The 22,957-nt window shown below is 66.3% G+C and carries 6 protein-coding genes; 4 read left to right on the top strand and 2 right to left on the bottom strand.

The window, feature by feature from the left end; translation table 11 throughout:
• Positions 1 to 104 precede the first annotated feature (104 nt).
• Entirely contained in the window at positions 105 to 6,833 is a 6,729-nt protein-coding gene (locus tag QSJ34_RS06425) for an IPT/TIG domain-containing protein (RefSeq protein ID WP_285571930.1), read from the bottom strand.
• 623 nt (positions 6,834 to 7,456) lie between these two features.
• Here QSJ34_RS06425 and QSJ34_RS06420 point away from each other — a divergent pair.
• Both QSJ34_RS06420 and QSJ34_RS06415 read left to right on the top strand, forming a co-directional pair.
• Positions 7,457 to 13,678, top strand: coding sequence for an NPCBM/NEW2 domain-containing protein (locus tag QSJ34_RS06420; protein WP_285571927.1), 6,222 nt, complete (start codon positions 7,457 to 7,459; stop codon positions 13,676 to 13,678).
• Positions 13,679 to 13,692: 14 nt separating this feature from the next.
• Positions 13,693 to 14,265 (top strand): hypothetical protein, encoded by a 573-nt coding sequence (locus tag QSJ34_RS06415; RefSeq protein WP_285571924.1) that lies wholly within the window; start codon positions 13,693 to 13,695, stop codon positions 14,263 to 14,265.
• Positions 14,266 to 14,282: 17 nt separating this feature from the next.
• Here the strand turns inward: QSJ34_RS06415 and QSJ34_RS06410 are convergent, their stop codons facing one another.
• A complete protein-coding gene (locus QSJ34_RS06410) occupies positions 14,283 to 14,663 on the bottom strand; it encodes a hypothetical protein (protein WP_285573582.1) in 381 nt (126 codons plus the stop codon).
• Between QSJ34_RS06410 and QSJ34_RS06405 the strand changes: the two genes are divergently transcribed.
• Complete coding sequence (locus tag QSJ34_RS06405; protein WP_285571921.1) at positions 14,566 to 22,047, top strand: IPT/TIG domain-containing protein; 7,482 nt, start codon at positions 14,566 to 14,568, stop codon at positions 22,045 to 22,047. The two genes, QSJ34_RS06410 and QSJ34_RS06405, sit on opposite strands and share 98 nt — an antisense overlap.
• An 89-nt stretch (positions 22,048 to 22,136) precedes the next feature.
• Positions 22,137 to 22,910: a DUF1573 domain-containing protein gene (locus QSJ34_RS06400; protein ID WP_285571918.1), complete on the top strand. Its 774-nt coding sequence runs from the start codon at positions 22,137 to 22,139 to the stop codon at positions 22,908 to 22,910.
• The last annotated feature ends 47 nt before the right edge of the window (positions 22,911 to 22,957 follow it).

Genomic DNA, 22,957 nt, shown 5'->3' with positions numbered 1-22,957 from the left:
GAATGAAATATTGATATAGATCATTCGGACTACCGTGAGCTGAACCCACAGAGGTACATGGGCAGGCCCCCGGACGGGGGCCTGTCGCATCGGATCGCGGCGGTCTACTGGACGTCGATCGCCTGCTTGAAGCTGGTGGCGCCGTCGGAGAAGTCCACCTCCAGGCGCCGGCTCTGGGTGGGCAGGTCGATGGCGCCGCCGCGGGCGAAGGCGATGACCTGGCCCTTGTCATTGCGGATCATCGCCATCGGGTACTTGGTGGCGTCCCAGGTGAAGCGGACACCGCCTTCCTTGAGGGTGAAGGCGTTGGCGGCCGCACTGGAGGCGCTGGCGCCTGAAGCAAGGGCCTCCTGAGCCGTGGCGCCCTTCGGGACCTCACGGGCGGCGAGGGTTTCCCCGTTGCGCGTGACGCGGAGGCCCGACAGCGCGGGAAGGGCGGGGTTTCCGTTCGTGGCGCCGGTGGCACCTGCCTTGGAGGCGGTCAGGGGCACGGCGAGGGCGAAGCCCATGGACCTTCCACCGTTTTCGCAGCTGGGCTTGGGCTCGAACTTGGCCTGCCCGATGACGCCGCCCGCGGCGTCCAGCAGTTCCACCTTGTAGGTGGCACCCTTCTCGGGCGCGGTGGGCATCGTCTGGAGGCTGAACCCGGGGTTGAGGGTCATCACGCCATCGGTCATCGTGCCCCAGACCAGGAGGCAATCCTGCGCCGCCGCACCGGGAGCCGGTGTACTGATCGTGGGATCCTGGCCGCTGAGGCGGTAGTCCAGGACCTTCTTGTAGCAGTAGTCGGAGACCCAGGTGTAGCCGCAGTAGGCCATGACGTCGGCCGTGTTGGACGGATCGTAGTTCACGGGCTGGCCGGCCTGGGCCCAGAGGTCGTAGCCGGGGACGCCGATGCTTCCATCCGCATACGGGTAGTCGGGATCGGGGCTTCCGGCGCCGCCGCAGGGGCTGTGGCGCCGGCTGAGGCTATGGCCGAGCTCGTGGTCCACGGTGCCCGCCAGGTAGTTGAAGGTGGATCCGCCGGGGCGGTAGTCCCAGTCGGTGCCCATGGCCACCGGGCTGGCGAGGAAGGCCATGCCCGTGCCGCCGGACCAGAACCAGGGGTCGATGATGCCGTAGTAGTAGCGCTCGGGGTGCTTCTCGGCCACGCGGAGGGCGAGGAGTTCGGTGAGCACCTGCTCCCAGGTGCCGGACTCATAGTTGGCGCCGGGATCGGCGGCGGACACGAACACATCGTGGGACTGCACGTCCAGGGCGTCGGGCAGGGGCCAGACGCGACTGATGCCCGTCGTGTAGTCGGCCAGGCTGTGGTTGACCTGGGTGTCGCCCAGGATGCCGGTGTAGGTCTTGCCATCGGCCTTGTGGGTGTATTGCACGGGCACGAAGTAGGCCGAGAAGGTCTTGGTATCCTTCGGCGCCAGCGCCAGGGGCTGCCCATCCGCGGGCCAGGTGCGGTGGCCGGGATCCACGGCGGGGATGCTGCCGGAAGGATCCAGGGTCACGAGGAGGGTCGTGTCGGCCGCCATGAGGTTGGCGGGGACTCGCAGGTTCCAGGTGGCGTTCACATCCGCGAAGTCCACGGTCTCGGGAACGTCCCACTGGGGCGCGTCCACCACCTGCTCCAGCAGCAGGTTGCCCTTGCCGTCCTTCAGGGTGAACTTCACCTGGGGCTTCAGGCTGTTGGTGCCGTTGGCGCGCACCACGGCCCGCAGCAGGGTGGAGCGGTTCTGCACGAGGGGCACGTCGCCCTGGGGGTTCTGGGTGCCCTGGCTGAGAATGACCTCGTCGAGGAACACGGAGACGGGGCTGGCGGCCGCATCGACGGTGAAGGTGCCGCCGTTGGCCTGGCCCGCGGAGCTGTGGTTGAAGAAGCGGACCTGGCCCGTGGTGGCGCCGGAAGGGATCCACATCCGCAGCTGGTTGGGGCTGTCCACCCGGAAGGGCACCGACAGGTTGCCCAGCAGGATGAGGGTCGTGTGATCCAGATACTTACCCTCCACCACGACCAGGGTGCCGACGGGGCCGCGGGACGGCAGCAGGTTCGTCGGTGTGGGCGTGTGCTCCAGGGCCGTGAAGTTCGTCGGGCTGGTGATGGAGCCCGAAGGCAGCTGCACGCTGATGGGGCCGGAGGTGGCCGTGGCAGGCACGGCCACCGTGATGAGCGAGGGGCCCACCAGCGTCCAGTTCGGCGCAGGCACACCGTTGATGGAAACGCCCGTGGCGCCGGTGAAGTTGGATCCGAAGATGTTCACGGTCGTTTCGCCGGCGATGCCGCTGCTCGGGCTGATGGCCTGGATCGCCGGAAGGGCCGAGGGGCCCGTTCCCGTGTAGACCATTTCCACATCCTCGATGAACCAGGAGGTGGCATCGGCGGCGGTGGCGAGGGTGCTCTTGTGCTCCTGGCTTTCCAGGGACAGGCGCACCAACTTGCCCTTGAAGGGCGTCATGTCCAGCGTGACGAGGGTCCAGGTGTGGTAGCCATCCTGGCATCCGATGGTCTTGAGCTCGCCACCGTCCAGGGGGGCCTGGGTCAGGGGATCCAGGACCCGGACTTTGAACTGGTCCTTGCCGGCCGCATCGTCGGTGCTGACCTGCAGCCAGAAGCGCAGCTCCGCGGTCTTCACCGAGTTGGGGATCAGGACTTCCTGGGCGAGGAAATCCACCTTGTCGCCGCCGAATCCGCCGACCCAGCCTTCCCAGTGGCCGGAGCGGGCGGGAGGCAGGCTGCCGCCGTAGGGGCCGAAGAAGTCATAGCTGTTCCAGGAGGGTTCCCAGCCCAGCGAACCGGCCTCGAAGGACGAATTGGTGAGGAGGTTGCCGTCGGCCAGCACCAGGTTCTGGGGGCTGGTGGCCGCGGAGGTTCCCGACGTGAGGACGATGGGACCCGCGGCGGTGGCGCCCGCGGGCACGAGGGCCACCACGTGGGTGGCATCCTGCACCTTCACCTCCGTCGAGGCGATGCCGTTGAAGGTGACCTGGGGACGGCCCATGAAATTGCTGCCCGTGAGGGTCACGTAGGTCTGGCCCGGGACAGCGCTGGCGGGATCGATGCGCGTGATGGCGGGGTTCGTGGCACCCACCAGGTAGAGCCGGGCATCGTCGAAGTAGTACTTCACCTGCTTGGCATTGGCTTCCAGGCTGACGGTGACCGTCTGTCCCGCGAAGGCCGACAGATCGACCTCATAGGGCCACCAGGTGCGCTCGTGGCCGCCATCCCCATTCACGGTGAGCAGGGCGCCGTTGGGCAGGAGGTTGCCGGCCCCATCCCGGATGACCACGGAGAGGGCATCCGTCGGCGTGGCGGCCCAGGCCGAGTCGGCGGCCATCCAGAAGCTGAAGCGGGCGGCCGTGGCGCTGGCGGGAATGGTCACGCTCTGGGCCAGGGTGCTGGTGCCCCCGATGGCGGCCTCGCCTGAGCCGGTGCGCGGCTGAACCTGGGCGGGGCGGGGCGATTTGCTGGCCGGATTGTAGGTGAAGATGACGTCCTTGGCGGCGGTCCAGCCCTGGGTGCCGGCCTCGAAGCCGCCGTTCACCAGGATGTCGCCGATGCAGGGCGTGACGGTGAAGGTACCGGCCGCGACGTTTCCATGGCTGGTGGTGACGGTCACGGTGCCGGACGTGGCGCCGACCGGCACGGTGGCCAGGAGCTCGTCCTCGCCGATGAGGCTCCAGTCCGTGCAGGCCACGCCGTTGAAGTCCACGCGGGTGGTGCTGTAGAGCTTGGAGCCCTTGATGTGCACCACCGTCTGGCCCGCCAATCCGGAGGCCGGAAGCAGAGACGTCACGGCGGGAGGAATGGCCAGCGAGGCGCCCTCCACGTAGACCTTCACATCATCGAAGACCCAGCTGGTCTGCTTGTCCCCCACTTCCACACTGGCGAAACGCAGGATGACCTTCTTCCCCTTCCAGGGCGTGAGGTCGACCATTTCATAGGCCCAGTCGCCGGGGCCGGAAAGGCAGTCGATGGTTTGGGCGGTGCCCAGGAGCGTGGTGCCATCCGCGGCGTCCAGGATCTGGATCTGGAAGGTGTCCCGGGCCGTGGTTTCATCCGTGGTACGGCCCAGCCAGTAGGTAAGAGTGGCGCGCGTCGTCCCGGCGGGAATGTCCAGCGTCTGATCCATCGTGTCGACGAAGTCAGTGCCCATGCCGCCCACGTAGCCATAGCAGAGCCCGCTGTGCGCGTCGGCCAGGGGAGAATTGGTGTAGGTCTTGGCGTTGAATACATAGTCCGCGGGAGTCCAGGCCTGGGCCCCCGTTTCCATGTCGCCGTTGACGATGAGGTTGGCCACGGGCTGGGCCACCTCGAAGGGCGCCGTGGTGCCGATGCCGTGGTCGGTGGTGAGCGTGATGGGACCGCTGGTGGCGCCGGCGGGGATCTGGACGACGAGCCCGTTGGATCCATTGGTCACATTCTTCGCGAGCGTGCCGTTGAAGCTGACGCTCTTCACACCGAACAAATTGGTCCCGCTCAGCGTGACGAAAGTCTCGCCGGCGAAACCGAAGGCGGGCGTGATGCTGGTGGCGGTGGGAAGCACGGCCGAGGCTGCGCCCGTCACGTAGAGGCCCGCGTCGTCGATGAACCAGTAGGTGGGCCGGTCGCCCACTTCGATGGAGGTGAAGCGGATGCGCACCTGCTGGCCGGCGTACTTGCTGAGGTCCAGGGAATACTGGGTCCAACCGAGGGGGCCGTTCTGGCAGGTGAGCTTCTGCTCGGTGCCGAGGATCGCGCCGCTGACGGGATCTTCGATGCGCACCTCGTAGGTGTCGCGCGCCGTATCCTCGAAGGTGCCCATGATGAGCCAGTAGCTGAGGGTGGCCTGGACGCCTGCCGGAATACTCACCACCTGGCTGGTCCAGTCCGTGGCGTCCTTGCCGTAATAGCCGAGGTAGCCGTAGGCCAGTCCGCTGTGGGGCGACGGCACGTAGTAGTTGATGCCCGATCTGAGGAAGACGTTCTGATCCCAGCCGACGGGGCCCTGCTCGAAATCGCCGTTGAGCAGCAGATTGGCCACGGGTGTGCTGACATTGAAGGACCCGGTGCTGGCCGCCGGACCATGGGTGGTGGTCACGGTGATGGGGCCAGAGGTCGCGCCCGCGGGGACGAGCGCGCGCACGGTGGAAGCGTCCACCTGCTGGATTTGAGTGGCGGAGGTACCGTTGAATTGCACCCCCGTGGTGCCGATGAGGTTGGTCCCGCTCAGGGTCACCCAGGTGATGCCGGGGAAGCCCGCGGCCGGGGCGAAGCCTGAGACGGCGGGCGGGCGCGAGGTGGCGGGGAAACTGACATTCAATGTCACATCGTCGATCCACCAGGAGGATCCGTCAGCGACGTTCGGTGTCGAATCCGTCTGCAGGCTTTCGAAATAGACCTGGATGGTCTGCCCCTTGAACGCCGAGAGGTCGAAGGTGAAGTTCGTCCAATCCTGGCTGGCTGTCCCACTGTCCCAGGTCTTCAAAAGGCTGATGAGCGCACCGTTGGCATCCCTGATCTTGAGGTTGAGGGTGTCCGCGGGGCCCTGCTCCAGGGTTTCCAGCGCCAGCCACAGCGACAGCTGGGCGTCGGTGACGTCGGTGGGGATGGTCACGGTCTGGAAGAGGGTCTGGGTGCCCGTCTCTCCCGCGAGGTGGCCGTAGAAATGCCCGCTGCGCGGGCTCGTTCCGTACTTGCCCTGGAAGGCGTCGATCACGGCCCCCGCGGTTCCCTGCCAGGCCGTAAAGCCCTGCTCGAAGTCAGGGTTCAGGAGGAGCTGCCCGCTCATCAGGTGGAAGTCGTCGGCGCTGCTCGCGGGGCCGCCGGCTGAAGTCAAGGTGATTTTCCCGGTCTGTGCGGCCGCGGGCACCACCACATCGAGGGTGTTCGGGGTCCGCGCCGTGAAAGTGGTGGCTGCAACACCGCCGATCTTGATGCCGCTGACCCCGCTGAGGTAGGAACCCGTGATGCGGATGGTGTCGCCGGGCAGGCCGGAGGTGGGCGAGAAGGTTTCGATCCAGGGCGAGGCGCTGGGCAGGTTTACCTGGAAGGCCTGGGAGGACTGGGCGGTTCCGTGGGGCGTCTGAAGGGTCAGGGCACCGGTGGAAGCGCCGACGGGGACCGCCGCCGTGATCTGCGTGTCGGACACGACGACGAAACTGGCCGCGGCAAGCCCGTTGAAGCTGACGGCCGTGGTGCCGGTGAGACCCGTGCCCGTGAGGGTGACCGTGTCGCCCTCCCATCCGGCGGCGGGGGCGAAGCTGGTCAGGGCCACATGGCGCACCTGGAAGGGCGAACCCGAGGTGGTGGTTCCATGGGGCGTTTGGACAGTCACTGTCCCGCTGGTGGCGCCGACGGGGACCATGGCCTTGATCTGCGTGTCGGACGCGACCTGGAAGCTGGCAGCGGCCGTCCCGTTGAAGGCGACAGATGTGGCGCCGGTGAATCCGGTTCCGGTCAGGGTGATGGTGTCACCTTCCCAGCCCGTGGCAGGTGCGACATCGGCCAGAGTCAGCTGGAGCATCTGGAAAGACTGGGTCGAGGTCGCGGAGCCGCCGGGTGTCTGGATGCGAATCGGTCCCGAGGTGGCGCCCTTGGGCACGGTGGCCGTGGCGCTCGTATCCGAGAGCACCTTCAGGTCCGTCGCGGCCAGGCCGTTGATGGTGATGGAGGTGGCGCCCGTGAAGGCGTGGCCGCTGAGGGTAACCGTGTCGCCTTCCCAGCCGGAGGCGGGGGAGAAGCCGGTGAGGGTGGGGGCTGGTTTGCTGGGATCCGACTTGCCGCCGCCGCAGCCCACGCTGAGGCTGCCGACCAGGGTGAGCGCGACCGCGCCGAGGCCGAAAGTGTGTTTTGGTTGCATGGAAACCTCTGGTGGATGGGTGTCTGAGAAAAGTCTGTGAACTCTAGCAGAAATCTGATACATCAAATTCCCCAAAACAACGCTGCAAGGGATCAGATGGCTCCAGAAAAGGGGTGGGCTCGGTCCAAACACCGGTCCAATGGATTTGGACCTGTGAAAAAAAAGAAAAAGAAATAATTTGGATCGCCCTTTTGGGCGGGGAGGGGCGGACGGAGGTCCCCGTGAGAGGGCGGGGGCGATTCCGGCCACCCGCGCGAGTGCCCATGGAGTGTCGGATCGGCACGCCGACCGTCGGGCGGCTCATTTGCCAGCTCTGATCACATACGTGCGTTGGGGTTTTGGGTCGCGATGATGGCAAGCGCCCAAAACTTTAATTTTGAATGGCGTCTATCTGCAGGACCTTGAAGGGCTTGTGAAACTTGTAATTGGGTAAAAAAAGAGTCGAAAATTTGCTTGCCGAAGTGTGTTCAAAATGTAATATTTCAGATACTGAATACGCACCTTGACAGCCTGGACAGGTGAGAGCCGGCTCGACCTGTCCTTGGAAAGACTCCCGGCTCCCGATTGTGTGACGCGCTCTCGCGTCCCCCGGCTTTGCCCATCCGTCGTTCTGAGGAGGCCTTATGACCCATGTGACCCGCCCCAAGGGCATCACCAAGCTTGCCTTGATGCTCGCAGCTCTCTCCTCCCTGCCGATGGCGGGGCAGGGGGCATTTCCGCCAGCCACGCCCACGAGCGACCTGACGCTGAATTCGGCCAATGCGGATCTCGTGTCCTCGTTCAACCGGGCCAAGACCTGGGCCCTGAAGCTGGTGGTGACCAACGGCTACGTGGCCCACGATGAGGAACCGCAGCATCGCGTGGATTTCCGCTATGACGGTTCGGGTTCGGTGACGTCGAATGCGGTCACGCTGACGGTGACGGCAGGGGCGGGGGGAAGCTCGACGCCTTCCTCGACGCCGGCCGCACGTCAGGTCATGCCCTTCCAGGCACCGGTGATCACGGCCCAGCCGAGTTCCCAGATGGTGGCGCCGGGCCAGCGGGCGACCTTCACCGTGGGTGCCACGGGAAGCAATCTGACCTATCAGTGGAAGAAAAATGGCCAGGCCATCTTTGGCGCCTTCGGAGCGACCTATACGACACCCCCGGTGACGGCCGCCGATAACGGCGCGGTCTACACCGTGGTTGTGACGGCGGTGGGACTGGATTCCAACTACGTCCTGCTCACTGGAACCCAGATTCCCGTCACGGACCCCCTGGATGGCACCAGTGGCTTCATGGCCTCGGCGCCGCTGGCGGCCTACTGGGGCACGTATGCGCCTGCCTCGACCTTCATGAATAATCCGTCTCGCGGCCGTGAATGTTTCTGCTCCCGCGACATCTCGCACTCCACGGCGGGCGCGCACCTGCTGGGCCTGGATAAAGAAAACTTCACGATGATGTACTGGTACGCCGCTGGCGCGAATGCGAATGGCGCAACGCCGGGAGCTGGCGGTTACGGCAACATCGGCTGGCCCAAGTGGTCGTACAGCTTCTACGGTGATCCCTTCTACATGGATTCCGATTGGCGCGAGCTGGCGATGCCCTTCGACGTGGCCTCGCGGATGTGGAACCTCTTCCGTTGGACGGGAGACAGCCGCTACCTGAATGACCCCGAAATCCGGAAGTACCAGCTGGGCCTGCACACGTCCTTCGCGCAACTGGCGGATGCGGATAAGACCGAAGCGGAGAAGAGTGTCGGGAAGACGTTCAACGACCTTCAGGATCAGAACGGCAATGGCATCGCCGAAGAGCACATCCAGCTGGCCACCTACTGGGAGCAGGCGGCGGACAACTTCATCGAGGCCTCGGACAGCTTCGGCTACCAGGTCCAGTCCATGCAGAACCTGGGCAAGGCGCTGCTGTATCAGGGGGATTCCAGCGGCCAGGCCTACCTGGACAAGGCGGCGGCGCTGCGGCAGAAGTTCCACGACCAGTGGTACGACTGGACCGTCCACCGCTACATCCGCGGGTTCGACACGGCGGGCAACTACAGCACGACCTGGGGCCACGAGAGTAGCCTTCTGGTGTCGCACACGGGCCTGGGGGACTTGGGCGCACGCGACGCGCTCCACACGGAATGGATCCACACCAGCACGTATCTGGATCCCACCAACATCGAATCCACGACCTACTATCCGGAGGCGATGTTCAACTACGGCCGTAGTGAATTGGGCTGGTACTGGCTGAAGTACGACATGTACAGCGGCAGCCCCTACCCGGAAGTGTCGTACGTCATGGTGGCCAACATCGTGAACGGCATGATGGGCGTGCAGGGCCAGATGGAGGCCAACACGGTCCGCACCCTGCCGCGCCTGACGGATGAAGTGCCCTGGGTGGAGGTGGCGAACATCCCCGTGGGCCAGAATAAGCTCAAGGTGCGCCATGACGGCAACACCAAGACGACGGTGACCAACACCACCGGTGCGGCGATCACCTGGCAGGCAAGCTTCTACGGATTCGAATCAAGCCTTGAGGTGGACAACGTCTCGACGGCGACCCAGAGCATGGACCTGAACGGCCGCCAGGTGGTCTACGTGAACGTGACGCTGGCGCCGGGACAGACCTCCGTGGTCCAGGTGCCGACGGTGAACCTGGGCTACGACTACCTGGGCGACCTCACGCCAGCCTCGGCGACGGTGGCTCCGGTGAAGGACGGTGCCGTCAAGACCATCAACAACGGCAAGCACGACATCATCATGCTGGGCCTGAAGCCCTACGGCAAAGGCCTGGGAACCGCCGCTGGGAACACCTTGACCTACGCGCTGGGCGGCGGCTACTCGCGGTTCACGGCCGACCTGGGTCTGGATGCCGGTGCCGGCGGCCACGGCAACGCCGTTGTCACCATCCTGAAGGACAGCACGGTCATTTCGACCACGACGCTGATCGGTTCGGCCCCGGTGGTGCCCCTGAACCTCGATGTGAGCGGCGCCAACACGCTGACGATCCAGGTGGCCGACGGCGGAACGGGAACCCAGAACAATTTTGTGGATTTCGGCAATGCCGTCCTGCACAAGGGAAGCAGCGCGGCGACGGAAACGGCAGCTTCCACGGCCGTCTCGATGAAGCTGCAGGCGCCCGCGCAGGATGCGACGGCGCTGGTGTTCCCGGCGGTTCCGGCTGACTATCAGGTGTCGGTCCGCAAGACCAGCAATCCGGGCCTGGTGGGATTGAACGGCGCCATCACGCCGCCGGATTTCGATGAGCCTGTGCAGGTGGTGCTGGATGTCACGGCGCCCGACAGCAGCGTGGCCCAGACCGACTACCAGGTGGTGATGGTGCCCGGAAAGACGCCGGACACGGCGGCATTGGCGGCGGCGCGCATCGTGGGAGTGAACCAGCCCCACCGCGCAGATACGCAACTCAACCTGACAAGCCCGGCCCTGGTGCCTCCCGGATTCACGGTGGCCGTGGCCAGTTGCAGCGATACCAGTGTTCTGGATCTGACGGGCGCCATCAAGCCCGACATCAACGCCCACGCGCTGACGGTGACCCTGCTGGTGACGAAGCTTTCCGACGGAAGCACGGCCACCACGAAGCCGCTGCCGGTGGCGGTGCCTTCACTGAACTACGACTACGCCACGGATCTGGACTGGACCTCGGCCACCGCGGCCTACAGCACGATGATCAAGGACAAGACCGTCAACGGAACCGCCATCACGCTGGGTGGGACCACCTATACGCGCGGCATCGATGCGCCCTCGCCTTCCAAGGTGGTCTACAACGTGGGCGGCGTCTACCAGGCCTTCTCCGCCCTCTGCGGTCTGGATGGCAGCGATACCGGGACGGTGACCTTCGTGGTGCAGGCGGACGGGGTCGAAGTCTACCGCAGCGCCCCCTTCTCGAACGGCATGGCCCCCATGCCGGTGAATGTCGACATCACCGGCGCTCAGACGCTGACGCTGATCGTCGAGAACAGCACGGTGAACAACAGCCCCAAGGCCGATTGGGCCGACGCGAAACTCTGGCTGAAGGTCATCGAGACTGCGCCATCCTTCCTGGTCCAGCCCGTTTCCGCGACCGTCCGTTCGGGGTCTCCCGCCACCTTCAAGGTCTCGGCCCTGGGCGGCAATCTCCACTATCAGTGGCAGCGAAACGGTGTGGACATTCCTGGAGCCACGGCGAATCCCTACACGTTCACGGCGACCTCGGCCGACAACAACGCGGCCTATGACGTGAAGATCAGCAACACCAAGGGCGGAGCGGTCTCGGCTTCGGCCACGCTGACCGTGCAGAGCCAGTGGGCACCCTCCATTTCCACGCAACCCCAGTCGGTGACGGTGGAAGTCGGCCAGCCCGCCAGCTTCAGCGTCGTGGCCGATGGCGGCGTCCTCAACTACCAGTGGATGAAGAACGGCGTCGCCATCCCCGGCGCCAATGCTCCCACCTACAGCACTCCTCCCACGGTCGATGCGGATAACGGCGCCACATACAGCGTGGTGGTGTCGAACAGCGCGGGATCGGTGACTTCGAACAATGCGGTGCTCACCACCACGACCTACAGCTATATCTACCTCACCGATTTGAATTGGTCCTCGCTCGTCGTGGGCTGGGGCACTCCCGTGAAGGACAAGAGCATCGACGGTAATCCCTTGACGGTCGGAGGCACGACCTACCTCCGCGGCTTAGGCCTTCATGCGACGGCGGATGCGACGTACCAGCTCAACGGTCAGTATCCGCGCTTCACCGCCACGGCCGGCATCGACGGTGAAGTCGGCAGCACCAACACGGCTGCGACCGTGTCCTTCATCGTGAAGGGGGACGGCAACGTCCTCTACACCAGCCCCGTGGTCCACGCCTCTGACGCGCCCTTGGCCATCGACGTGAACACCTCCGGCGTGAACACCCTGGACCTGATCGTCACGGACGGCGGGGATGGCATCAACAGTGATCACGGCGATTTCGCCGACGCCAAGCTCTACTTCACCGCCGCGCCTGCCCCCACCATCACGACGGACCTCGTCGACGTGGCCGTGGCCTCCGGCGCCCAGGCCTCCTTCTCCATCGTCGTCAACGGCAGCGGCCTCAGCTACCAGTGGTACCGCAACAACGTCGCGATCCAGGGGGCCACCTCAAGCAGCTACGCCCTGACCACGGCGGATGCCGACAATAACGCGACCTTCTACGTGGTCGTCACCTACCAGGGCGGCGCCCTCACATCCCGCGTGGCCAAACTGACGATTACCTCGATCCAAGTGGTCTCCGTCAGCGTGAGCCCGGCCACGGCTACCGTCCAGGTGAACGGCACCCAGGCCTTCACGGCCACCGTGAGCGGCAGCGCCAATACGGGCGTCACCTGGACAGCCACAGCGGGCGGCATTACGTCGGCAGGCGTCTTCACGGCCCCGGCCACGGCCCAGACGGTGACCGTCACTGCGACCTCCGTTGCCGATCCCTCCAAGAGCGCCTCGGCCCTCGTGACGGTGGCTCCGGTCATCTCGGTGAACGTGAGCCCGACCACGGCCACCGTCCAGACGAACGGCACCAAGGCCTTCACGGCCACCGTGAGTGGCACCGCCAACAACGCCGTGAACTGGACGGCCTCGGCGGGTAGCATCACGTCGGCGGGCCTCTTCACGGCCCCGGCCACGGCTCAGACCGTGACGATCACCGCGACTTCCGTTGCCGATCCCACCAAGAGCGCCTCGGCCACTGTGACGGTGGTTCCGGCCATCGCGGTGACTGTGAGCCCGGCCACGGCCTCGGTCCAGGCGAACGGCACCCAGACCTTCACGGCGACCGTGAGTGGCACCGCCAACAACGCGGTGAACTGGACGGCTTCGGCGGGCAGCATCACATCGGCGGGCGTCTTCACGGCCCCGGCCACGGCCCAGACCGTGACCATCACCGCGACTTCCGTGGCCGATCCCACCAAGAGCGCCTCGGCCACCGTGACGGTGACGGCCGCCCCGGTCGTGTCCGTGTCCATTGGCGGCACGCCGACCTCGCTCAAGTTGGGGGAAAGCGCCACCTTCGTGGCCTCGGTGAGCGGTAGCAGCAATCAGGCCGTGACCTGGACGGCCACCGGCGGCACCATCACCACCACCGGAGGCGTGTTCACCGCGACCGCCTCGGGCACGGCCACCGTGACGGCCACCAGCGTCGCAGACCCCACGAAGTCGGCGACGGTGAGTTTCACCGTGAACGCCGTCGCCGTCAGCGTGAGTCCCGCCACCGCGACGGTGCAGGTGAACGGCACCCAGGCCTTCACGGCCACGGTGACCGGCGGCATCAATACGGGCGTGAATTGGACGGCCTCGGCCGGAACCATCACCTTGGGGGGCGTCTTCACGGCACCGGCCACGGCCCAGACCGTGACCATCACCGCGACTTCCGTGGCCGATCAGACCAAGACCGCCACGGCCACCGTGACCGTGACGAACGCTCCGGCCCCGGTGACGGTGACGATCGCCGGAACCCCGAGCTCGATCAAGGTCGGTGGTAGTGCGACCTTCACGGCCACGGTGACCGGAAGCACCAACACGGCCGTGACCTGGACGGCCACCGGCGGGCCCATCTCCGCCGCGGGTGTCTTCAAGGCCGTCCACGCCGGAACCGCGACGGTGACCGCCACCAGCGTCGCCGACCCCACCAAGTCCGTGACGGTGACTTTCACCGTGGCGCCCCGCTCCAGTGACACGACCAGCAACGGCATCGTCGACGTGCTGGATCTGGCCCGCATCTGCCAGGCGTGGAATGGTGCCACGCCCATTGATGGAACCAATGCCTACCTGTCCGCGTCGGATCTCAACGGCGACGGCCTGGTGGATGACAACGACATCGACCTGTTCCTCAAGAATTTCTGAGCCCGAGGATGACCATGCGAAACCGCACCCTCTTTTCCTTCCTCTCCTGCGCGGCCCTGGTGCTGCTGGTGGCCTGCGGCGGAGGCAGCAGCAAACCGGCGCCCAAGCCGGTCACCTCCGCCAGCAAGCTGGTCTACACGGATCCGACCTCGGGCGACTACCGCCTGGTGAAAGATTCCAGCAGCACCGACACCCACCTCGTGCTGAACCTCATGGGCCCTTCGACCGGGACCCTGGGACGAGGAGTGGCCTTCTACCTGAACACGGATTCCGCCCTGGTCACCTGGTCCAAAGTGGCCAGCGCCGACGCGGAGTTTGCCCAGGGTCCCCTGTTCACGGACAAGCTGAAAACCAAGGTGACGGGGGGTGAGTTGCAGGTGGGCAGCTTCCAGAAGGGGCGCGGGGCCGCCGCCGCCAACATAGGGGCGACGACGGTACTCGCCCACGTGGCCCTGGATCTCAAGACCGGCACGACCCCGGGGGCCGTCAGCCTGGCGAGTCCGGCCGACAAGGCCGTGCTGATTCCCGACACGGGCGATGCGCTGACGCCCATTGCCATCACCGCCGGAACCCTCCTCGCCCAGTAGGGGCCGGGCCGTCTTCGTCAGGCCTCGACAACGGGGCCTGACGTTGCCGTTTCAGCCCGCGAACCTCGCAATTCCGTGATCTCCCGGGCTTCACGCCGCGACGCGATCTCTCCCCTCGAAAGGCTCATCATGTTCTGGAAAACGGCATCCAAGGCGATATTGCTGGCGGCGGTGGGCATGCTCATCTGGGTGGGGTGCGGAGGCGGCGGCGGGTCCAATCCCGATGCCAATAAATCCAAGCCTGGACCCTTGCCCACGCTGAGCAGCTTGAGCCCTGCGAGCGGGCCGGCAGGTACCGCGGTGGTGATCTCAGGCAACAACTTCGCGAGCGCCTCGGCGGTGGCCTTCAACGGGACCGCCGCGGCGGCGTTCACGGTGAACAACGCCACCCAGATCACGGCGACGGTTCCATCGGGCGCCACCTCGGGCGCCGTGAGCGTCACCACGCCGAACGGCACGGGCAGCGGACCGACCTTCACGGTGACCGCGTCCGCGCCGACGGTGACGGGCCTCAATCCCACCAGCGGGCCGGTGGGCAGCTCGGTTGTCATCACGGGCACGAATCTGACGAACGCCTCAGCCGTCTCGTTCAACGGTACGCCCGCCTCGGGCTTCACCGTGAACAGCGCCACGCAAATCACCACGACGGTGCCAGCGGGCGCCACCAGCGGAACCGTCAGCGTGACGGCGCCAGGCGGCACGGCCGCGGGCCCCGGATTCACCGTGACAGCCTCCGCTCCGACCGTGTCTAACCTCAGCCCCACCAGCGGTGTTGTCGGCAGTTCGGTGGTGATCACGGGCACCAACCTCTCGGGAGCTTCGGCGGTCGCCTTCAATGGCACACCCGCTGCGGCGTTCGCCGTGAACAGCGCCACCCAGATCACCGCCACGGTGCCCGTCGGCGCCACCAGCGGCGCCGTGAGCGTGACGACAGCCGGCGGCACGGCCACCGGTCCCGCCTTCACCGTGACCCTACCGACGCCGACGGTGTTCAGCCTGACGCCGGCCAACGGCCTGGTGGGCAGTTCGGTGGTGATCGCGGGCACGAATCTCAGTGGCGCCACGGCGGTCACCTTCAACGGCACGGCTGCGGTCTACACCGTGAACAGCGCCACCCAGATCACCGCCACGGTGCCCGCGGGTGCCACCACCGGCGCGGTCAACGTCACGACTCCAGGCGGCACCGCGGTGGGGCCGGTCTTCACCGTGACGCCCCCCTCGGCCCAGCCTCCCACGCTCACCCAACTGAATCCGACCTCGGGGGCTCCGGGAAGCACCACCGTCCTGACGGGCACGAACCTGACGAATGCCTCGGCGGTGTCCTTCAACGGCACGCCTGCGGCCAGCTTCACCGTGACCAGCGCCACGCAGATCACGGTCACGGTGCCCGCGGGTGCCACGACGGGCCCCGTGAGCGTGACGACGCCCGGCGGCACGGCCGCTGGCCCCAGCTTCACCGTGACGGCGCCCGCGCCGACGGTGACGGGTCTCAACCCCACCAGCGGTCAGGTCGGCAGCTCGGTGACGATCACCGGAACGAACCTGACGAATGCGTCGGCGGTGTCCTTCAACGGCACGCCTGCGACCAGCTTCACCGTGACCAGTGCTACGCAGATCACGGCCACGGTGCCCGCGGGCGCCACGACGGGCACCGTGAGCGTGACGACGCCCGGCGGCACGGCCGCTGGTCCCACCTTCACCGTGACGACGCCCGCGCCGACGGTGACGGGCCTCAACCCCACCAGCGGCCAGGTCGGCAGCTCGGTGACGATCACCGGGACGAACTTGACGAATGCCTCGGCGGTGTCCTTCAACGGCACGCCTGCGGCCAGCTTCACCGTGACCAGCGCCACGCAGATCACGGCCACGGTGCCCGCGGGCGCCACGACGGGCCCCGTGAGCGTGACGACGCCCGGCGGCACGGCTGCCGGCCCCAGCTTCACGGTGACGGTGCCTGTGCCGACGGTGACGAGCCTCAACCCCACCGGGGGGCAGGCGGGAAGCTCGGTGACCATTACGGGCACGGGCCTGACGAATGCGTCGGCCGTGTCCTTCAACGGCACACCTGCGGCCAGCTTCACTGTGACCAGCGCCACGCAGATCACGGCCACGGTGCCCGCGGGCGCCACGACGGGCCCCGTGAGCGTGACGACGCCCGGCGGCACGGCCACCGGTCCCGCCTTCCTGGTGCTCGCACCCGCGCCGACGATCACGGGCCTCAACCCCACGAGTGGCATGGTGGGAAGCTCGGTGACGATCACCGGCACGAACCTCACGGGGGCCACGGCCGTCGCCTTCGATGGCACCGCTGCCACGTTCACGGTGAACAGCGCCACCCAGATCACGGCCACGGTGCCGGTGGGCGCGCATTTCGGCGAAGTCAGCGTCACGACGCCCGGCGGCACGGCCATGGGGCCCTTCTTCACGGTGTCTCCTTCGACGGCGCCGACCCTGAGCGGCATCAACTGGCCGGCGGCCAACGTGGGTGTCAACGTGATCCTCACGGGGACGAACCTTAGCGGCGCCACCCTGGTGAGCTTCAACGGCACCGCCGCTTCGGCCTTCACGGTGAACAGCCCAACCCAGATCACGGTCACTGTGCCGGTGGGCGCCACCTCTGGCGCCATCAGCGTGACCACGCCGGGCGGCACGGCCCTGGGGCCCCTCTTCACGGTGACTTCGGATCCCGCGCCTGCCATCACCAATTTCGGGCCCAATCCGATGACGGACTATCACGCCCTGCTGGTGAGCGGAACCAACCTCCTCAACGGCTCCCGCGTCTACATCGGCAATGCGCTCGTGGGCGTGATGAAGGATTCCTGGACGGGCAACACGGGCAACTACATCTACGACCTCCCCGTGGGCACCCTCGGCGGCAAGATCCGGCTGGAAGGTCCCAACGGCACGGCCTTCAGCGCCACGGACCTGGCCTTCAACTTCAGCCTGCCGACGGTCGCTTCCCTCTCGCCCACGAGCGGTTACCCGGGCAGCTCCGTCACGGTGACGGGGACCAATCTGAAGTACCTCGCGACCGTCAGTTTCAACGGCGTGCCTTCGGTACCCACCAGCTGGACGGACACCCAGGTGGTAGTGCTCGTGCCCGCGGGCGCCAGCACGGGCACGGTGCGTGCCACCAATGCCAGCGGCTCGGCCGATGGTCCGACCTTCACGGTGCTTGCGGCGCCGGCGCCGACCCTCACGGATCTGAGCCCGGCCTTCGGACAACCCGGCAACCTGCTGACCTTGACCGGCACCAACTTCTTCGGCACAAGCGCTGTGTCCTTCAACGGGACGCCCGCCGTGACCTACACGGTGCTGAGCCCCACCCAGATCACGGTCATCGTGCCGGACGGCGCCTCCACGGGGCCCGTAAGCGTCACGACTCCCTCCGGCACCGCCGTGGGGCCGGTGTTCACCTCGCTGCCGGATGCGATGATGCCCCGCATCAACGACTTTAATCCCTCTGAAGGCGGCAACTGGGCCACGATCTACATCACAGGCGTGAACCTCCAGACCGCGACGAATGTGGATATCGCGGGGAAGGGTCACTACTCCTGGAACGTCGTCAACGACAACCTGATCAAAGCCCTGGTGTACTGGACGGGCACAACGGACGTCACGGGCCCCATCACGGTGACGACGCCCAGCGGCCCCATTACCTCGCCCCGCAACTTCACCATCAAGGGCTACCCGGCCGCCTTCGACATGGCCGTGAGCTCCATCGTGCCCAACCACGGCAAGCCCTTCGACCACGTGCAGATCAACGGCACGGCCCTGGATACGGTGACCTCCATCTACTTCGGCGACTGCAACGGCATGATGCAGGCGTCCTTCAAGGTGCTGAGCCCCACGGCCCTGGACGTGACGCTGCCCGGCCGCCTCGTGACCGGCAAGGTCTGTCTCTTCACGCCCCACAACATCTGGGGCTGCTACACCACCGCCGACGTGTTCACGGCGGATTCCATCGCCGCGCAGGGCGTTCCCGTCATCGATTCCTTCTCGCCCATGTCTTCGGACAGGAACTGGACCCTCATCACGGTGAAGGGCAGCCACTTCACGGGCGCCACCAAGGTCGAGATCGGCGGCAGCGGACCCGGCGACTTCTTCTACGTGATCGACGACAACACGCTTCAGATCCAAACCCCCATGTGGTCCCAGACGGGCCCCATCAAGATCACCACCCCCGCGGGCACGGGCGTCTCGGCCCAGAACTTCGTGGGTCCCTACCTGCCGGGTTTCTGGACCCTGTCGCCCGACAACCACGGGAAGGAAGGGGATGTCTACCGTCTCAACGTCGCCTACGCGCCGGGCGTGAAGAGCATCAGCTTCGGCGGCGTGCCCGCACCCACCTTTACCCAGGTGGACAGCTACAGGCTGGATGTCACCATCCCCGTCGGTGCGCTCACGGGCTACCTGTCGCTCACCAACACCGATCCCGTGACGGGGAATACGAACACCGCCTGGAGCTATGACAACTTCTTCATCGCGCCGACCCTGACAGGCATGAGCCCGGCCACCGGCACCGTTGGGACCACTGTCTCCATCACGGGACGCAACTTCCAGGACACGACCTCCGTTACCTTCGGTGGCGTGCCCGCCACCCGCTTCAAGATCGTCTCCGGCAGCCTCATCCAGGCCGTCGTTCCGGCGGGTGCCGTCTCTGGCCCCATCGCCCTCCTGAACCGTCTGGGAGATGGTGGCGCCACCGCCTCCTCCTTCCAGGTGGTGAATCCGGCCGCAGGCCCCGTCGTGGCGGAGATCTTCCCTGCCACGGCGGCCCCCGGCGAACAGGTGCTCCTCTCAGGTAAGCGACTCTCGGGCACCACCGCCGTCAGCCTCGGCGGCGCCAATGCCAGCTTCACCGTGCTTTCTGACGCATCCCTCCTGGTCACGGTGCCCGCAGGAGCCGCCACGGGCCTCGCGCACGTGAGCACCCCCGGCGGCAGCGTGGATTCCTACGGCACGTTCACGCCCCAGGCTGATCGCATGATCGACCTGCTGATCAACGGCGATTTCGAACTGGGCGACGTCAACTGGCATGGCAGTTTCGGCAGCGGTCCCCTGATCCAGAACTCCCTCACCATGCCGGCCTACAACCTCCTGCCCCAGAGCGGCACCTGGGCCCAGACCGTCGGCGGCTGGGGTTGGGGCGCGCCGCGTCAAGGTCACACCCGTACCATTGACGCGCCCGTCTCCGATGCGGTGGCCATCCCTGCGGATGCCACCAAGGTGGAACTGCGATTCGTCGCGGGCCTGGTCACCGAAGAAAACACCGGCACGGCCAAGGACTTCTTCAACGTCAAGCTGCTGGACGCGGCCACGGACCTGCTGCTGCCCGGCGGCCAGGTGCTTCAGCTGGACAACCTCTCGGGCTCTGATCATGTGCTGAAGTCCTACGTGGTGGACATCACGGCGTTCCGCGGCCGCAGCGTCAAGATCCGCATGGAAAGCGACGAAGATCTCGAGATGAGGACGGCCTGGACCATGGACGACGTCCAGTTGCTGGTCTACGGTTCCACCAGCGCGGTGCCCAGCGTGGTCAGCATCTTCCCCACGACTGGCTATCCCGAGGAAACCGTGGTGACCCTCAACGGTGTCAACCTGCGGGGCATCCAGCAGATTCTCTTCAATGGTGTGCCTGCGCATTCCTGGAACCAGATCGATTCTGAAACCGTGGAGGCCACGGCGGCTTTCGGCAGCTCCACGGGACCGGTCGTCGTCATCAGCGGGGCAGGGGCCACGGCCCTTCCCGGAACCTTCACCGTGACCTACCACCAACCCGTGGCGAACCACGTCGAACCCACCCGGGGACCTGTCGGCACGCCCGTCGCCCTGCTGGGTCAGCATCTGCGTGGGACGACCAGCGTGACGATCAACGGACTGGCCATGGCCTTCACGGTGGACAGCGACGGTCAGATCTCGACGGTCATTCCGGCCGGGGCCACGACAGGTTCCATCCAGATCTCGGGCCCCGGCGGCACCGCGTCCACCGAGGTGTTCACGGTGCTCGCCAACGGAACCACGGCGGATCTCTACATCGATCGCGTGGAATTCGTCCAGGTGACCCAGCGCGAGGATGGCGCCGTGCCCATGGTCAAGGACCGCCAGGCCCTCGCCCGCGTGCACGTGAAGGGCAACACGGCGAATACCCTGCTGCCCAGCGTCAAGCTGAGCCTCTTCCAGGGCAGCACCAAGGTCTATGAAACCCTCATCGCCTGCCCGGCGGGCCTGACGGGCACGCCCACCAGCACGAGCACGGCGGACTTCGACAAGACCTGGAACGCCACGATCCCGGCCCAGTACATGCAGCCAGGCGTCGGCGTCCTGGCCCAGGTGAACCCCGATGGCTCCCAGCCGGAGGTGGATGCCACCAACAACGTCTGGCCCTATGACGGCACGCCCGAAATCCTGGATGTGCGGGACACCCAGATGTTCAAACTGACCATGGTGCCCCTTTCCATGGTGGTGAACGGCCAGACCTGGACCGGCGACGTCAACACGAACAACCTTCCGACCTGGACGGGCATGTTCCAGGCCGTATGGCCGCTGCCGGACGCCATCGACATCCAGGTCCACGCCCCCTACAACACCCAGCACGTCCCCCTTCCGGATTACTCTTACGGATGGATGGAAGTCCTGGCGGAATTGAAGGCCCTCCGCCTGGCCGAAGTCGGCAACTCCCGCTACTACTACGGCGCCCTCAACGCCTGGTGGTGGGATAACGGCGCGGCCGATCGCCAGGGCGGCGGTTCGGGCATGGCCGACAGCCTGGGCGTGCTTCAGGCCATGGGCATCGGCCACGAGTACGGCGGCACCAAGAGCCCCTACACCTGGCGTGCGGGCACCCTCGCCCATGAACTGGGCCATGCCCTCAGCCGCCCCCACACGCCCTGCGGCAACGCGGGTAGCCCGGACAACAGCTATCCCTACGACAACGGCGTGATCGGTGCCTGGGGCTACGGCTTCGGCACCAACGGCAACGAGGATGGCGGCGCGAACATCAACATCTGGGACGCGTCGAAGTACCACGACATCATGGGCTACTGCGGCTTCGAGTGGGTGTCGGACTACTGCTACCGGCACGTGATGGACTACCGCCTGAACTACGACTTGAGCATCACCCACGGTCCTATCGGCACCAGCGATCCGGCCCCCCTCAGCTCCGCCAAGGGGGTTGGCACCACCGGTATGCAGGACTGCCTGATGATCTGGGGCCAGGTCGAGAACGGCGACGTGAAGCTCTTCCCCAGCATGGTCATCAAGTCGATCCCCAGCGAGCCGGACCCCGAAGCCACCTACCAGGCCGAAGTGTTCTCGCAGAGCGGAGCCTCCCTGGGCCGCCTCAGCTTCGAGCCCGGTGAGCCCGACCATGGTCCGCGGATCCACGGCTTCAACGTGCTGATGCCCCTGGCCCAGCTCGCGGGCGGCAAGGGCCTTCAGGCGACGGGGGCTCCCACCGCCTCCGCCGTGGCCTCGATCCGCATCCACCGCAACGGCGAAAAGCTGGCCGAGCAGGCCCGCCCCGCCAGCCAGGCTGCCAACGCCGCCACGGCCGGAGCCACCGCGGAGGACCGCTTCCAGGCCGTCCGCCTGCCCGATGGCAAGGTCCGTTTCACCTGGGACGCCGCCGTGCATGCCCTGGTCATGATCAAGAACGAGAAGGGCGAAGTCATCGCCTTCGCCAAGGGCGGATCCATGGATCTGGTGACTGATGCCAGAACCCTCGACATCCACTTCTCCGACGATCCCACCAGCACCGGCCGCAGCCTTAGCGTCCGCTGAAAGCCGATTTGACGGCCAGGTTCCCGGCGCATTCCAGGGCCTGGCCGCCGAAATCTTTTCTGTCCCACCCCCGCGAAAGGAGACCGGGCATGAGAATCCTCCCCCTGCTGCTGCTTCCATCTGCGATCCTCTGCGCCGCCCCTGAGGCGGGCGCCCCGCGGATCTCCTTCATCAAGTCGCACCACAACCTAGGGATTGTGAACGCCGACCAGACCACGCACTGCGCGTTCACCGTGACCAACACGGGAGGAGCGACCCTCAAGATCTCCCGCATCGAACCCTCCTGCGGATGCACCAGCACCAATCTGGGAAAAGACGAACTGCGCCAGGGGGAATCCACCCAGATCCAGGTGGACTTCGATCCGAAGAACTTCCTTGGCCCCGTGAAAAAGCTCATCGTCGTTCATTCCAACGACCCAGCAAACCCGGCGCTCACCTTGAGTTTCGAGGCCAAGGTCGTCCGCGATGTGATGGCCGAGCCCGCCAACCTCCACCTGCACGAGCTGCTTCGCACCCAGTCCAAGCAGGCCGCCTTCCGTCTCGTTTCGGGCAACGGGAAACCGGTGGAGGTCCGCGAGATCCGCTGTCCCGGCGCGCCCTACCTCTCGTTCAGCCAGCGCAAGGAGGGCCTCGATGTGCTGGTGACGATCCACCTCGATGGCACCAAGCTCCCCGCCCAGCCCTCCGCCGCCCAGGAGAGGATCATCGTCCGGACCACCCATCCCAAGTACGACCCCATCGTCGAATACCTGGATTGGAGCGTGAAGGCGGACGAGGCCCCCAGGACCGGACCGGGGGATCCGACGCCTCATGCCGGGAAGCCAGCTCCCGCCCGTCCGGCCGGCCCGCCACCGATTCGGTGATCCGCATCCTGCTGCTGTTTCAAGAAGGACATGAGGGGCCGTGCCGG

Source organism: Geothrix limicola, assembly GCF_030268085.1.
GTDB lineage: Bacteria > Acidobacteriota > Holophagae > Holophagales > Holophagaceae > Geothrix > Geothrix limicola.
Note: the sequence above shows the minus strand (reverse complement) of the source record. Positions and strands in the feature narration are given on the sequence as shown.

Coding starts and splice junctions, on each gene's coding strand:
- QSJ34_RS06400 (WP_285571918.1), top strand. CDS start 22,137: ATGAGAATCCTCCCCCTGCTGCTGCTTCCATCTGCGATCCTCTGCGCC.
- QSJ34_RS06415 (WP_285571924.1), top strand. CDS start 13,693: ATGCGAAACCGCACCCTCTTTTCCTTCCTCTCCTGCGCGGCCCTGGTG.
- QSJ34_RS06420 (WP_285571927.1), top strand. CDS start 7,457: ATGACCCATGTGACCCGCCCCAAGGGCATCACCAAGCTTGCCTTGATG.
- QSJ34_RS06425 (WP_285571930.1), bottom strand. CDS start 6,833: ATGCAACCAAAACACACTTTCGGCCTCGGCGCGGTCGCGCTCACCCTG.